10 protein-coding genes are annotated in these 15,770 nt (G+C 46.1%); all 10 read right to left on the bottom strand.

Translation table 11 applies throughout. The annotated features are described in order from the left end of the window. Positions 1 to 336: 336 nt before the first annotated feature. The 10 genes from HMPREF9443_RS06485 to HMPREF9443_RS06440 all read right to left on the bottom strand — a co-directional run bounded on the left by HMPREF9443_RS06485 (position 337) and on the right by HMPREF9443_RS06440 (position 15,608). Positions 337 to 1,158 (bottom strand): ABC transporter substrate-binding protein, encoded by an 822-nt coding sequence (locus HMPREF9443_RS06485; protein WP_187363704.1) that lies wholly within the window; start codon positions 1,156 to 1,158, stop codon positions 337 to 339. Between the two features lie 277 nt (positions 1,159 to 1,435). Then, positions 1,436 to 3,364, bottom strand: a complete 1,929-nt coding sequence (locus HMPREF9443_RS06480; RefSeq protein WP_009145756.1) for a TonB-dependent receptor plug domain-containing protein — start codon at positions 3,362 to 3,364, stop codon at positions 1,436 to 1,438. Positions 3,365 to 3,650: 286 nt separating this feature from the next. Further along, positions 3,651 to 6,710 carry an efflux RND transporter permease subunit gene (locus HMPREF9443_RS06475; RefSeq protein WP_009145754.1) on the bottom strand — a complete coding sequence of 1,020 codons (3,060 nt, stop codon included), beginning with the start codon at positions 6,708 to 6,710 and terminating at the stop codon, positions 3,651 to 3,653. After that, positions 6,710 to 7,825, bottom strand: coding sequence for an efflux RND transporter periplasmic adaptor subunit (locus HMPREF9443_RS06470; protein ID WP_187363703.1), 1,116 nt, complete (start codon positions 7,823 to 7,825; stop codon positions 6,710 to 6,712). Before HMPREF9443_RS06470 ends, HMPREF9443_RS06475 begins: the two co-directional genes overlap by 1 nt. A 143-nt stretch (positions 7,826 to 7,968) precedes the next feature. Beyond that, the gene (locus HMPREF9443_RS06465) at positions 7,969 to 8,526 is read right to left on the bottom strand and encodes a hypothetical protein (RefSeq protein WP_009145752.1); all 558 of its coding nucleotides are present in this window, start codon (positions 8,524 to 8,526) and stop codon (positions 7,969 to 7,971) included. A 56-nt stretch (positions 8,527 to 8,582) separates the two neighbouring features. Beyond that, positions 8,583 to 10,538 carry a VWA domain-containing protein gene (locus HMPREF9443_RS06460; RefSeq protein WP_009145751.1) on the bottom strand — a complete coding sequence of 652 codons (1,956 nt, stop codon included), beginning with the start codon at positions 10,536 to 10,538 and terminating at the stop codon, positions 8,583 to 8,585. A 12-nt stretch (positions 10,539 to 10,550) separates the two neighbouring features. Further along, positions 10,551 to 11,579: an ATP-binding protein gene (locus HMPREF9443_RS06455; RefSeq protein ID WP_009145750.1), complete on the bottom strand. Its 1,029-nt coding sequence runs from the start codon at positions 11,577 to 11,579 to the stop codon at positions 10,551 to 10,553. 182 nt (positions 11,580 to 11,761) lie between these two features. Then, positions 11,762 to 13,252, bottom strand: coding sequence for an ATP-binding protein (locus tag HMPREF9443_RS06450; protein ID WP_009145749.1), 1,491 nt, complete (start codon positions 13,250 to 13,252; stop codon positions 11,762 to 11,764). Between the two features lie 145 nt (positions 13,253 to 13,397). Beyond that, a complete protein-coding gene (locus HMPREF9443_RS06445) occupies positions 13,398 to 14,174 on the bottom strand; it encodes an ABC transporter substrate-binding protein (protein ID WP_071585663.1) in 777 nt (258 codons plus the stop codon). A gap of 456 nt (positions 14,175 to 14,630) precedes the next feature. Beyond that, positions 14,631 to 15,608 (bottom strand): ABC transporter substrate-binding protein, encoded by a 978-nt coding sequence (locus tag HMPREF9443_RS06440; protein ID WP_009145747.1) that lies wholly within the window; start codon positions 15,606 to 15,608, stop codon positions 14,631 to 14,633. Positions 15,609 to 15,770 lie beyond the last annotated feature (162 nt).

Here is a 15,770-nt window from a genome sequence, read left to right as displayed (position 1 = left end):
CCCGTTTTTCCTACAAAAACTTTACGCTAGCGCGTGCGCTCTATGTCATCTTCAAAAACCTTGGTCATAAACGGGTCATCCATAAGAGTAAATTCTTTAATGGAATTCAATAAATCTTGCTTTACTTTTACCATTTATTTTCTATAGCCTTTCTTCTGATTTTTCTGACTAGTCTTTGTGCTTATTATATTAGCAGAGAAGGTTACAATAGTTAAGCAATTTTTTCTGAAAATTCGCTTTTATTTTGATGGTATATTAAAAGGCGGCGCAAGCGCGCCGCCAAGTTGATTATTTGATTAGAACTAGTATAGATAAACGCAAATGGCTTCTTAATTGTCAAAAACCTTTCAAAAACTCCTCCGGCTCTAAAACAACACAGTCACCATAAACCAGATGTGCCAGCTTCTGCACCGACCATACGCAATTCTGATGACTGATAAAAATGTATTTTTCATCAAGCAGAGCTACATTCCCGTTTTTTACCGCCCGCAAATTTTCTAAGCTCTTATCAGCTAAAAACTCACCCAGCAATTTCTCATCCTTAGCCTTATTATCCTTCCATGGCTTTGCAAGAAAGAAAAAATCCGGATTTATTTCTATCATGACCTCTTTATTGACTGTCTGTCCGGTATTCATTCCCAAATCCGCAATACCGTTTCTTATCTTGGCATGCTTGCAGATATCATCATACATGCAACCCTTGCCTCCATAGGACGCGTAATTTGCTGATACAAGAACAGTACTTTTACTGTAATGAAGCTCTTGTGGTATATTGCGTTCGATTCTCTCCAGCTTATCGTTCATTTTTTTGACTAAAATCTTACCACGCTGCTCTTCACCTACTAGCCGGGAAAGCTTGATAATTTCATTTTTGACTTCTTCTATATTTGTAGACAGCCTTACAACATAAACAGGTATACCCATATCACGATAAGACTGAATTTTATCTGCACCAATTACCTCATTAACAATGAATATATCCGGCTTTAAAGCCAGAACTGCTTCCAATCCCGGATTTGTAATCTTATTTTCGACCAATGAACTTACCATATTGCCAAACGATTTTGCCGAGTTATCCATATTTTTAGATACAGACAGCATTTTTTCAGGCTCCACTAATCCCAAAAGGATGTTATCAAGATAAATATTGTTGGTCATAATTTTTTCCGGCTTCTTCTTTAGTTTTACCTGATAACCGGTATCGTCCGTTACAACGATTGCGTTATCTTTGCCTGCAAACTTCGCAGATTGGCCAAAGTTTTCTGTTGTGCATCCGGAAAGAATACAGGCTATAACAAGCATAAGGATTAAGCGATACATGGTTTCCCTTTCAAATTTAAATAAATATTACTTTACCGGCAAATATTGGCGGTGTTTTTAAATAAAGCTATTTTTAAAAAGGTGACGCATTTAAGCGCCACCTTTTTCATTAAATTTAGAATGTGTGGTTGTAACTAATAGTCCAGTTATATGGTAAATCCCAATACTCAAAACTACCATTTGTTATTACATTATGGCGATCAAGGATATTGTTCATATTAAGAGTGAAATAATTGTTCTCATCCATATTGTAATTTACTACTGCATTTAAATTAATTAAATCAGGATTGGTGCCACCATCACGGTTTTTCAATCTCTTAGTAAGCCAATTTAAAGCCAGGCTAGAATCCCATTTACCCACAGTATAATTAACGCCTGTATTAAATTGAATCTTGGGATAAGTTTGTTCCCATTGAGAGCTGCTTGTTGCTTGATTTTTAGGATTAGACCAGCTAAAACCTACATTTGCTTTGAATTTATCGCTCAAAATAGAGGTGTAGTCAGCTTCAAAGCCAACATTTTTAAACTTACCTTTATTTACTCTAATATCTTGACCATTTTCTTTTTCCCAGCCAAACATATTCTTGAAATCCATATAATATAAAGAGAATTTCCAAGAATTGTTATCGTTGATGATTTTATAACCGGTCTCATAGTTCCAACCATCTTGCGGTTTTAAATTCTTACCGCTAACCTGCTGATACATAGCGCCACTCTTCTTAAAAGTATCAGACAAGGCAGGCATTTGGAATGCTCTACCAATATTCATATACCAAGAACTATTATCTTCCACTTTATATAATGCTTGGAATTGTGGTAAGAATACCTTTTGATCTTTTACCATATCTTCAATAATCTGTTCACGAATACCAAAGACAGTTTTTAATTTATCAGTAGCTTGGTATGTATATTGCGCATATAAAGCATAGTTTTCTCTATCAGCAATAACATCGTTATTTGCGGCAGATGTTCCTTTATATTTATCTCTACTTACCAAAATACCTGCCAGTAAGCTATCTTTGTCATTTCTTAAATTCCATACCTTCTGAGTATCTAAACCAACGTTATATGCTTTGTAGTTACTAGCATTTTCAGTATATTTATATGTCGATCTATTTCTGGTTTCACCATACAAATCTCTATCATTGAAAAAGAAAATAGATTTAAATCCAGAATCTTTATCATCATATGTTACAGAAAGACTATCTTTATTATCCTTATAATGATAATCTTTAGTTGCAGCAGCATTAGCTGCAACAGTTGATTTATTATAGGTTACTTGTCCATAGGTGGAATCCGCTTCCGAACGCATAAAGCTTGCATTCAACTTATCTGTAAGGTTCAAGCTTAAAGCATAATTAGCTTTATTACCTTTGCTTCTATCATTGTAATATCCACGATCTTCACGATTAGGAGAAGTTCTTTCCTGCGCGCCAAAGAACTGCTTGCTATAGGAGAAAGATGCCTTATCACTGGTATAGGAAGCTGCATATTTACGATAACCAATGTTACCTGCTGTTACACTTGCTCTAAGTTTTTCAGCTCCACCTTTTTTAGTAATGATATTAACAACACCACCAAAAGCCTCTGCACCATAGAGAACAGAACTTGCACCTTTTAAAATCTCAATTTTCTCAACATTATCAGTCATAATACCATCAAGACTGTTTTTGCTATTTAAATTGATAGGAGCACCATTAACAAGAATCAACGCGCCTCTTTCAAAACCTCTTAAGTTAACACGGCTATCCATTGCACCATAATCAAGACCACCAGGACCATAAGAGAAATTTGTTGTACCTGTAGTGAAAGAAAGAGCATCGAAAACAGTTTTAGCACCACTATTTTTGATATCTTTTTCGGTAATAACGGTAACAGCTGCTGGTGTCTCCAGTTCCCTAGTTTCCATTCTTTGCGCCGTTACAACCATCTGGTCCAGCGTATACTCCTGCAGCTCTTCAGCAAATACGTTTGTATCCCCCCATATTACACTACCGGTAATAAGGGCCGTCAGCAATAAACCCTTGGAAAAATTACTCTTCATGTTTACTCATACTCCTCAAAAATATATTTTGACCACTCTTCCCCCGCCCATTCTTGCATGGCCACGGGCTACCAAGCGCATCAAGCAGATTTACAAGCTATACGGCAATATAGCTATGAAAAAAACGCCCTTGCTTTTATAATCATCAAAGGCGCAAGTTACTCCTCTGATATTATATAGAAAGCTTCTTTGCAAAGTTATATTTTGCTTTAGGAATCTCTCTTTTTATATGTCTATAGTATACTACACAAGTCTTATGTATTCAATATCTATTCTTATTATTAAACTAAATTCTACTAGGAAATTTTTCTTTCAGCCACAAAAACAGTATCGGCAGCACCAACAGCGTAAACACCGTTGATGTTATCATACCGCCGATGATAACCCACGCCATGCTCACGCGCGTTTCCGAGCCTGCGCTCAGCGACAGCGCCGTCGGCAGCATACCCACCACCATCGTCAGTGCTGTCATAAAGATAGGCTTCAGACGAGTTTTGCCTGCTTCAATTACCGCTGCCTTCGCCGTCATGCCTTCATGCATCAGCGTCAGCGTATAATCCAAAAGCAGCGTGCCGTTTTTCGCTACCAGACCGTCCATAACCAAGATGCCGATGAGAGAATACAGGTTGATGGTGTTATGCGTCAAAAGCAGGCAGAAGATTGCACCGATGATGCCCAGCGGCAACGAAAACATACGGATGAACGGCGTGAATACCGATTCATAAAGCACTGCCAGCAGCAGATAAATCAACAGCAATGACAGCAACAATGCCATAGCCATTTCGGCAAAGGAATCGTTCATCGTGGTCGCCTGGCCGGAAAACTCATAGGTACTCTTGAGGCCTGCAGCATTTAGCTTCTGCGTCAGCTCCTTGACCACCTCGTTCAGTGGCCTGTCCGTCAGGTTACACTGGATGTTGATTATGCGCTCCTTGTTCACGCGACGGATTGTAATTGGGCCTACACCCTCTTCTACGTCGGCAAGGTCGCCAAGAAAGACGCTTCCTCTGCCTGTCTGCACGGGAATAGCGCGTACATCTTCGATATCATAGCCACTGCCACCGGCAAAACGTACTGCAATATCGGTGTCATTGCCATGGTTTTGCACATCGTTCGCCAGCACGCCGGCGCTGCGTCCACCAATAGCGGCGTTAAAGGACTGCGCCACGTCATTGACTGTCGCGTGATAATATTTCAGCTTGTCGCGGTCTACTGTCACCTTCAGCTCCGGCATGCCCTTAACATAGGAATTTTTGATATCCTTCAGGCCTGCAGTCGAAGCAAAAATCTGCTCCACTTTGGCAGAATCAGCCACAAGCTGGTTCATATCACTGCCCTTAAGCTCTACCTGTACCGGTGAACGCACAAGGTTGCGGCCGCCGGAAACACCGGTAACGGATGACTGAATCTCATTGACGCGCACCTTGATTTCGCCAAGATTCTGCTTGGCAAAGCTGCGAATCTCCTGTGCTACCTGCCAGACATCCTTACTGCGCTCATCGCTGCTTTTGAGTGCGATAACCAGCTTGCCCATGCTCTGTGTGGTCGTTACATTAGTCATATAATGCTCGATTTCCGGCACCTTGGCCAAATAATCCTCAAACAGCAGCAAGGCCTCGTTGGTTTGGTCAGCGTTAAAGCCCGTAGGCAGCTCAATATTCACCTGAATCGCGCTTTCGTCGGTACGCGGCATGTACTCCGAGCCGACGATACCGAGCGGCACCAGCGCCACCGCCACCGCGAAGGCTGCCAGTACTCCCAGCACCAGCTTCTTCGGCTTTTCTAAGCATTTGCGCAGTAGCAAATCATACTTTGCAATCGTCTGCGCTTCAAAGTCATCCAGTCTGCTCCACAGCTTGCCCTTAGGCTCCTCCACGCCGTTTTTATAAAAGCGCGAAGCCAGCATCGGCGTCAGCGTAAAGGAAACGACCAGCGACATCAGTGTAGCAAAAACAATCGTCATGCCAAACTGCTTGAAGAACTGGCCGGTCGCACTCTGCATAAAGGCAATAGGCAAAAATACCACCACGTCGCAAAGCGTCATAGCGATTGCGGCCATGCCAATCTCATTACGTCCTTCCTCCGCCGCCACGTCAGCGCTTTTACCCATCGCCAGAAAACGATGGATATTCTCCAACACAACAATGGAGTCATCGACAAGAATACCAATACACAATGCCATACCCATAAGTGACATCATATTGAAGGTAAAGCCTGCCAAATACATCAGGAAGAAGGTTGCAATCAGCGAGGTAGGAATGGCAATCATAACTGCCATAGAGGACTTCCAGCCACGCAGGAACAGATACAAGACAAAGCCGGTAGTAACAAGGCCTTCCAGTAGCGTTTTAAGCGTGTTGCTTAGGGAATCGCGCACGAAATGCGACTGGTCATAAACAACGGTAAAAACGTAGTCCGGGTAATCCTTGCGCAGCGTTTCCAGCTGCTGCAGCACGCCATCTGCTGTGTCGACGATATTGGCACCGCTAGCCTTATACACCTCCAGTGATACCGCCTCGTTGCCGTCAACACGGCTATAGGCCACGGCACGCTTATCCTTGGCCTGCACGTTGGCCACCTGCCCCAGCTCGATATATCTGCCGCCTGCACCCTTAAGCTGCAGATGCTGAATCTCCTCCGGAGCCTTATACTGCGCCTGCAGACGCACGGTTTTTTCCAAAGCATCGGTATAGACGGAGCCGGAAGAAACAATAACGTTTTCCTTGCGCACCGCCGTAATAATATCCTGCAGCGTCAGTCCGTAATAATTGAGCTTATCCTTATCAACTTCGATTGCGACTTCCTTGGTACGACCGCCGGTAACGTCAACATCAGCTACGCCGGCTGCCTGCTGCAAGCGCTCCTTAAAGCTGCTGTCTGCCAAGGCAAAAATATCGTCCAGGTTATCCTTAGACGTTGCTGCAATCTGGATAATCGGATATTCTTCTGAAGAACGCTTGAGCACTGCAGGCTCATCAATATCCTCCGGCAGATTCTTACGGATACGGCTGACTTTTTTCGTTGCCTCGATAGCCACCATATCAGCATCGGCCTGACTGTCCAGCTCGACAAAAATCTCCGCACGTCCGGGACGTGTAGCGGAACGCACCTGCTTAAAGTGCGAAATTGAGGACAGCTCGTCCTCAATCGGCTTCGTCACCTGCTGTTCAACGGATTCCGTACTGGCGCCCGGATAGTTGACAATTACGCTGATAAATTTAGAGTCCACGTCCGGCAGCAGCTCCACGCCAATGCGAAAGAAGCTGATAAGACCGAGGACGCAGACTAATATGTAAATCATGCAGATACCGATAGGCCGTTTAATAGAAAAGCGTGTAATATTCATTACTTCGCCTCCTCCTTGGCCACCTCAACCACCATGCCGTCACGCAGACGCGCAAGATTATCAAGGATAACCGTTTCGCCTATCTTCACACCCTGCACTATTTCAATACTTTCATTATTACTTGCACCGGTAGTAACAGGCTTTTTCAGAGCCTTATTACCCTTGCCCAGCACATAGACAAAATATTTGCCATCCCGTTCGAGAACGGTATTTTTAGGTAAATATATAGTGGATGGCTTTTGCAGAAAACGCAATTCACCCTTGGCAAACAAGCCTGCCTTTACGTTGGAGCCAGGCTCATCCAGCCTGATGCGGAGGGTAAACTTGTTTGTTTCCCTGCTTCTTACAGGGCTCACATAAACAACAGTACCCCGGCATATTTCGCCAATCGCCTCCAGCTTCAGCTCGACCTGCGTGCCAACGGTCACAGAAGCAGCCTCGGCCTCTGTAATATCGCAGTCCACTGTAAAACCACTGTCATCTAAAAGGGTAAGCAGCCTGCTCCCTGCAGGCGCATAGCCACCCACTTCTGCATCGCGGTAGGTAATAATACCTGCGCGTGGTGCCTTAAAAATCAGATCGTGATACTTGTTTTGCGCAATAATGTACTCCTGCTCACGTCTGGCAGCAATCTGCTCCTGACGGTAGACCTGCGACGGTGTGCCATCATAGCTTTCCTGCTGCGCCAAAGCATCGTACTGCGCTTTTTTATTAGCCAGCGTCTGCTCCATACTGTCCAGCTCAGACTTGGAAACAGCGCCCTGCGCATACAACTTGCGGTAACGCTCCGCGTTGACCTGCGCCAGCTTATAATCAGCCTCATAGCGAGTAAGGCTGGTGCTGTAGCTCACATCCGTAGTTGCCGCATTAGCTCCGGCCTCGGCATAGCGTGCCTTGGCCTTGAGCATTTCGGCGCGGGCATCATCAAGATGCTGCACCAGGAGGATATCTCCGGCCTGCACCTTGCTGCCCAAATCCACATTAATCTCATCGACGATACCGGCATACTTATTGACGATATCAATCTGTGCCTTGGCCTTGAGCTGTCCAAAAAGATTAATGATTTTATACAATGGTCGTCTGCTCACTACCTGCGTGTGCACAATAGGTTTCATTACTGCTTTTTTTGACGTAGACTGGTTGGAGAGATGCCTGAGGCCCAGTGTCAAAGTAATGCCTATCACACAGATAGCAAGCAGACTAAGGAGTTTGTGTTGTAATATATAGTTTTTTGCCTGAGTAAAATCGGGGCGCAGCATTATTTCGCTGCTGCTTGGGCATCAGCAGCTACGGCCTGTTGGCAGACTTCCAGCATAGCCTCAGCAAAGCTGCCTGCCGGAACCGGAACAAACTTCAGCTCCTTAGCCTGATGGCTCAGCAGAGTTTTCTTGCTGCCATAAACATCCATTACCTCTACACCGTAGGTTTTATCCTGCAGGTTAAAGGTCATGACGATTTCACAGTATTGCACCTTCTCTTTTTTAGTCAGAGAAGCCTTGTATTTTTCATTGAGCTTTTTCAGCATATCCTTATCGGTAAAAACGGTTTTCGTCAGCACGGAAATAATATTTTTATCGGGCAGGCCGTTAGTAACCTTGCTGAAGGTCAGAGAATCCATATCGTAAGCATAAATACCTACGTTATTTTCTACAACAATAGACCAACGTGCCTGCTCCTGTTCTTCTTCGCTCGGTTTAGGCATCATGCTGATTTCCCAGTTCATACCCTCCTGAGTTGCAGGCTTCTTGTCTGCATCCGCAGCAAAAGCGGTTGCACAGCAAAATAAAGTCATCAATAAAACAATCAGCTTTTTCATGAAAACTTCACTCCTTTATATTTCAATATACCTATTAGTATACTATACTCTTATCTTTAATTCAAATTTCTTACAATATGAATTATATTTTCCTTAGACAGCTTCTGCAGCGTATAATAATTGGCCTGCATGGCGGCGGCAACCTTCTTTGCCAGGCCCAGCTTGATAAAACCGCTTTCCGTATCAATCACTACTGAAGTAATTTTAGCCTTAGCGATTTTTTCAGCAATGCTGATTGCTGCTGCTACAGGATCCTTTTCGCCCTCGTGCACGGCATTCGCGCGTCCGTCGGTAACAACGATCAGAAGCGGCTCCAGCTCACTGTCACGCTTGTTCATCATTGCCAACGTCTGCAGTGACAGCGCCAGTCCGTCAGCCAGCGGCGTTTTGCCACCGGTCGGCATTTCTGCCAGACGCTTCTGCGCCAAGTCCACGCTACGTGTAATCGGCAGCAGCATATCTGCCTTATCGCGACGAAAGGCAATCATGCCTACGCGGTCACGCTTTTGGTACGCCTCCTGCAGCATGTAGAAAATGGCACCCTTAACGGCGCGCATACGCTCACGTGCACCCATGGAGCCGCTGGCATCCACCGCAAACAGGAAGGTGTTGCCGATGCGTTTTTCGCGCACCTTCTGGCGTAAATCCTCTTCCTTGATGTTCAGCGCACAGCCGTTATCCTCACGCAGGCGCTGATAAGGCGCTGCCGCGCGGATAGTAGCGTCAAATGCCAGGTCTGTTACCTTGCTCTTGGGCTGTTCGGCACGCACATAACGTCCCTGCTTCAGGTCAGTCTTGGTCACGCTGCGCTTGCCGCTGCCGCGGCGCACATTGCGATCCTTGCCCAAATCCAGCAGCATCTTCGGCAGGCGGAAGCTTTTGTCAATATCTGCAAGCTGCTCCTCCGGTGCCAAGTTGTTATCATTACGCTCCTGCTGCTGCTCGTCCTCGTCGCTTTCCTCGTCCTCGTCCTCATCGTCGGAAGCATCGTCATCTTCGTCGTCCTCGCCGTTATCCAATGGCGGTGGTGGCGGCAGCTGGTTATCTTCGTTGTCCTCGTCGTTATTATCATCGTCAGGATTATCTTCGTTATCCTGCTCGTTTTCTTCTTCGTTTTGGTTATCGTCCTGTTGCTCCTGCTCCTCGGGCTGTTGCTCGGGCGGCTTGCGCATACGGTGCGGCAGCACGAACTGCGCTGCCTCCTCCACGTCCTTCGGCAGCACGTAAGTGCGCCCCGCCAGGGCGGCGATAGCGCGCGCAGCCTCGAGCAGATAAATTTCCGCACGATGGCCGGCACAAAAGGCCTGCGAGCACAGCTGAGCGGCAAGCATCAGCATCGCATCGCTCACCTCAACCTGCGGCAGCAGCTCACGCGCTGCCTTAACCTTCGCTGCCAGGGCAGCAGTTTCTTCCGCATACTGCTCACAAAACGCAAGGGTATTGTTACTATATGCTAAGGCACGTTGGATAACCTCCACGCGCTGACCGATATCCTGCAGTGCCTGCATATCTGCGTACATACCGAAGCGGTCCAGAATATGTCCGGGCAGAGTGCCCTCCTCCGGATTCATCGTAGCAATAACGGTCGTGCGCACCTCATGGCTGCAGCTGATACCGTCACGCTCTACATTATTTATACCTGCGCTGTTAGCATCCAATGCCGCAGTCAGCAGCTCCTGACGCAGCAGATTAGCTTCATCAATATAAAGAATATTATCCGTAGCACGTGCCAGAATGCCCGGTGAAAAGCGTTTTTCGCCCAAGCTCACGGCAGCCTCCAGGTCAATGCTGCCAAAAAGCATATCCTCTGTTACATTCAGCGGCAACGTCAGCATCCTTTGCGCACCAATCAAACTCTGCACACTGCGGGCCAGCACGGATTTTGCCGTACCCTTGGCACCGCCTATGAGCAGGCCGCCTGCTCTGCGGTTGACCAGAGCAATGAGCAAGGCCTTTTTTGCCTCCTCCTGCCCCACCACCGCAGCAAAGGGATAAAGATTATTTTTAAGCATAGTCAACGCTCCTTAGGCTTCGGCAGCCAAAAAGCTTTCTACCTTATTCCAATCAAGCTCGCCCTCTTCAAACGGACGGCGGCGCATACGGTGCGGCAGCACCAGCTTAGCTGCTTCCTTCAGGTCATCAAGGTTAGCCTGCTTGCGGCCGTTGAAGGCAGCCAAGGTCAGCGCTGTCTTGATCACAGTAATATCCGCACGGTGACCGTCTACGCCCAGCTCAACAGAAAGCTTGGCCACAGTTTCCAGCAGCTTGTCATCAATAGTTACCTCCGTCAGCAGCTTGCCGGCAGCAATAATTTTTTCCGCCAGCTCCTCCTGCGCTTCCTTATAGCCTGCAATGAAGCTCTCAGCATCGTTTTCATAAGCCAGACGGCGTTTGATTACCTCTACGCGCTGCAGCGGGTCATGCTCGCCGGTAACGACAACGCTCAGACCAAAGCGGTCCAAAAGCTGCGGGCGGATGTCACCCTCTTCGGGGTTCATAGTGCCAACCAGCACAAAGCGTGCGGGGTGGGAATAGGAAACACCCTCGCGTTCAACGGTGTTTACGCCCATAGCAGCGGCATCCAGCAGCACGTCTACAACGTGGTCATCCAGCAGATTGATTTCATCTACATATAAAATGTTGCGGTTGGCCTGCGCCAAAATACCGGGTTCAAACTTTTTCTCACCATGCTTAATCGCATGCTCAATATCCAATGTGCCGACAACGCGGTCCTCTGTAGCACTTACAGGCAACTCAACCACGCGCATGTTGATGGTTTCCTCCGGCAATGTGCCCTCTGCCTGCAGCTTGGCAGTGCAGTCATCGCACAGCTGGCTGCTGTGCGGGTCACAGTGGAAGCGACAGCCGTGCACAGCCGCCATCGGCGGCAGCAGCTCGGCGAGAGCGCGTACAGCAGTGGATTTGGCCGTGCCCTTTTCACCTTTAATCAAAACACCGCCTAAAGCCGGGTTGATAACATTTAAAATCAAGGACAGCTTCATTTCCTCCTGTCCTACAATCGCAGTAAAAGGATATACAGTAGTACGTTTCATTTATATTCCTCCATTTATTAAAAAGAACTATCAATAAAATATGTATCTAATTATACAGTGTCTACTAGGTATACACGCAAGCGGTTTAGTGAAAAAATTACAGAAAATAAAAACCGACCAACTAAAACCAGATTTTGCTTCTGATTTTAGTCAGACGGTCGCTTAACTAATTTAAAAACATCTTATCTTCTCACATATCTTTGCTTGGAGCTTTTAGGCTTGTCCGGCAGCGTCAAAGCAATTTTGCCGTCATCAATCAACGGCTGCACAATTTTTGACATGGAATAATAGCGCGAAAAGCCCAGGAATTCAATAATCTCCTGTCTGGAGCGCGGCACTGTGCAAAACTCTATCAAGCGTTCTTCTATGCTATATGCCCGCTGTCCATTGTATTGCTCCTGCTCCTCCTGCACACTGCTGACAGTTGCATAAGGTGCATCATAAACCTGAGAAATTTTGCTCTTGAAGGTAACTACAAATTCGCCATGGCGGATACAAAAAGCCGGCGGTGGCAGCTGCGCCTTCTGCAGCTCGTGATAAATAGTCGGAATGCCGCTGTAACGGTTTTCCGTAACCTGCATCAGCTCCAAAATATTTGCCAAAGCACTGTTACGTGTATCCGGACGCACTTTGCCTAATGAATCAATCGTCAGCTTGCCATATAAGCCACCGCTGGAAATAATCTCCAGACGATTACGATATATTTCCAAACGCACAGGCACGTTTTCCGAGTGAATACTGTAATCGCGATGTACCAATGCATTAAGAATCGCCTCACGCACTGCCTTCAGCGGATATTCATCCCTGTCCGCACGCTTGCCCTTATCATCTATAATCGTACTGTGGCGGCTGTTGCGGTTCACAAAATCAACCGCCTCGTCTACCATTTCATCTATCGTGCCGGTAATACGCTCATTATCAATAAAGCGCTCTCCCTGTAATCCCGGCTCGCCCATTACATTGCCAGGCAAAGCAACAGCCGTAATGCAAAGCTGTGGAAAAGCTCCCTGCGGGTATTTAGAAAAGCACAGCTCGCCCGCTAACGTCGGCTGTCCGTTTACCGTAACACCCATCAGCTCTAAAATATCTTCATCACTGACATGCTTAGCCAAATTTTTGCGGTCTTTTTTTACTGCCTGCAAAAAGCAAGCCAGCTTTTCTTCATCAAAAAAGCTTCTGCGTGCACCAGTTGCTTCGCGAATATCGTCTCGGATACGCTTGCGGAAGGCATCATAGCTGTAAATTTCATATTCACTCATCGGTTCATCAGCATCGCCCACACGTATATAAGCGCCTTTCAATCTGCCTGTACCACGATAAAAACACGGTCTTTCTGCGACATCAAGCCCCGGAATCTCTGCCGAAACTACAACCTTGTCATCTATTTCGCAAACAGTAAATAAAGCACGCACACACGGCGACATCTGATTACACTGTTCTGTTACCTTTTTCTGCAAATCCTGCGCATCATAAACGCCGACAACATCAAAGCCTTTTCTTTCATCTATGCCGAACACGATAACGCCGCCCTCGTCCTGATTGGCAAAGCTCGACAATGTATCGTATAAACGTGTAGGACAGCCCTTGTTGGTAGCCTTCAGCTCTACTGTTTGCATTTCACATTGCAGATGTTTTATTTTAGCAACCAAATTGCGCAAAGCTTCAGTTTGCATAGTACGCCCTCCTTTTAATTGCTATTGCTCTTACAGTTTAGCAACTTTTTGGCAACTAGTCAATTGTTTTGCCAACTATTTTGACAACATTAACAAAAAAAGTCGGCAAGCAGCATTGCACCGCTCACCGACGTCATTGATAATTTTATTCACTATATACAGCGTCCGCCAAATCCTCTACAGCGTTGACAATGTACTGCGACACGCACAGCACATGCTTCGCCGGCACTGTATAGACCTTTCTGTTTTTCACTGCGTCCGTAGTCTGGTAACCGGAATTGTTCAGCAGTTCCTCCTCCATCTGCTTCGGATCATGCTGACCATCATAATTCCAGCCTGCGAGTAAAAACACCTCCGGATTAAGCTGAACCACTGCCTCCTGATTTACTATGCCAGGCTTATCATAATGCAGCTCCTCCAAGGCATTGCGCACCTGCGCATATCTGCAGACATCGTTAAACGAAGCCTCCGGACTGTAGTAGGCACCGTTACTGCGCATAAAAACAATGCGCTTCTGTTTTTCCTTAGGGATTTTGCCTATTTTATCCTGCACCTTCTTCAGATGCTCGTCCATAGCGGTAACCATCATTTCGCCGCGTTCCTTTTCGCCAACGGCCTCGCCCAGAAAGCGTATGCACTGACGCACATCATCCATACTCTTGGGAGTTTTATAAACATAAACCTGCAGATTCATGTCACGCAGCGACTGAATAACCTCCGGCTTAACAAAATCCGGTATCAATATCAAATCAGGGTGCAGCGCCATAATTGCCTCCGAGCTTTGGCCATCTACTCTGCTGCCCACACTCTGCGCCCGCTCTACAATATTGGATATCCCCGGGTCGTCCACCAGACGTGAGAAGGCAGCAATGCGACTGCTTGGTACAAGGTCAATGAGGATTTCATCAGTGCTTATAGACATAGATATAATGCGTTGGGGTTTTTCTTTAAAATACAGCTTATGCCCCTGCGAATCCGTAACAGTATAGGCTGCAGTACTTTTCGATTTTTGCGCACTATCACTGCTACAGCCTGCAACTATTAATAGTATACTCAAACACAGCAGCAGTGCTGTTATTATCTTTTGATATTTTTGTTTTGGCATATTTTCTTCATCCTTTATTTTCCTTCAGTATAGCTATTATAGCACGAACATCAGCTTTCGACATAAGCAAGTTATAGCAGTTTGGCATATGAAAAAGGCAGAACAGATTTTGCTCTGCTCTGCCTTTCTCAAAGGAGTTAAGTGTATATGAATAAGGTTAGGGCCTGATTATTTACATGCTCTCCACTCATGTTTTATTCGCATCAAATTCACTACTTCAAAGCAAACTATCTGCGATTAATTTTTATGTGAAATTAATATAAGCATAACCTTTTACTTCAACCTTAAATGCTGCGCACCCTGCATAGCGAAGGCTTTGCCGTAGGCAGCATGGGCGATTTCCTGCACGCCGAAAACAACATCCTGCGAGCAGTTGTAAATATAACCCTCGTTGGGATAAAACAGCTGCTTGCTTTTGATGGCGCGCATAGTCTGCATCGACGGATCCTCTAAAAATTCCTGGTTATATTTTTTGATATCAAAATTGCCATGGTCGTTATACACCGGCATTATCAGTAAATCCGGATCAATCTTCACCAGCATTTCTTTAGTAACCTGCTGGCCGTTTTTGATTCCTGCAGCCGAAACGCCGTTGATAACGCCTGCTTCCTTGCACATATCGTCAAAGATACATCCCTCGCCGCCATAGGAGCTCATCAGCGAAACAAGAACGATTTTCTTCGGCTGCTGCAGCTTGAGCGCCTCTACCTGCTGCTTCACCTGCGTCAGCCTGCTGTCCATCAGCTTTACCAGCTCTTCTCCCTTACTGTCGGCGTGCATGGATTTGGCGACGGTGCGCACGTTTTGCCTGATATCCTCAATAGTCGCCGGTCCTTTCAGTACGATAACATTCATGCCCAAATTACGCAAATTTTCGACACGGTTCATGTCGCTCCAATCGTAGGCAAAGACTACGTCCGGCTTCAGCGCCAGCACCTCTTCGGCCGAAGGATTTTTGATTTTGTGCTGAATTTTTTTAGCCTGCTCTACAAGGTTAGAGCTTACCGGATCATCGGCCAGATAATTGACGGCAACCAATTTATCTTCCATGCCCAGCCCCATTATTATACCATCACTGCTAAGCGCCAGCGTCAGCACCTTTTGCGGTGCCTGCTTGAACGTAGTCACTGTTCCATGCTCGTCAGTTACAGTGTAGTTGCCGCCTGCGGCAGCGTCTTTACCGCCGCTGCCTTGTCCGCAGCCTGTGAGCAAAACCAGCAGCAACAGCAATAAACAAAAAATTTTCTTCATGCTTCAATGCCTCTATTTTCATCATTTTATTTCAGCAGTATTGACTCATATGCAGTAATGCCGATAATACAGTAATTTATATTATAAAGTATATAGCGCTATGATAGTCAAGAGGGATTAAAGAGAATGTTCTTCCCATATACAAAAAGGCGGCGCATTGCG

The sequence above is a fragment of the Phascolarctobacterium succinatutens YIT 12067 genome (assembly GCF_000188175.1).
GTDB lineage: Bacteria > Bacillota > Negativicutes > Acidaminococcales > Acidaminococcaceae > Phascolarctobacterium_A > Phascolarctobacterium_A succinatutens.
The sequence above is the reverse complement of the archived record's forward strand: the minus strand, read 5'-3'. Positions and strand labels throughout refer to the sequence as shown.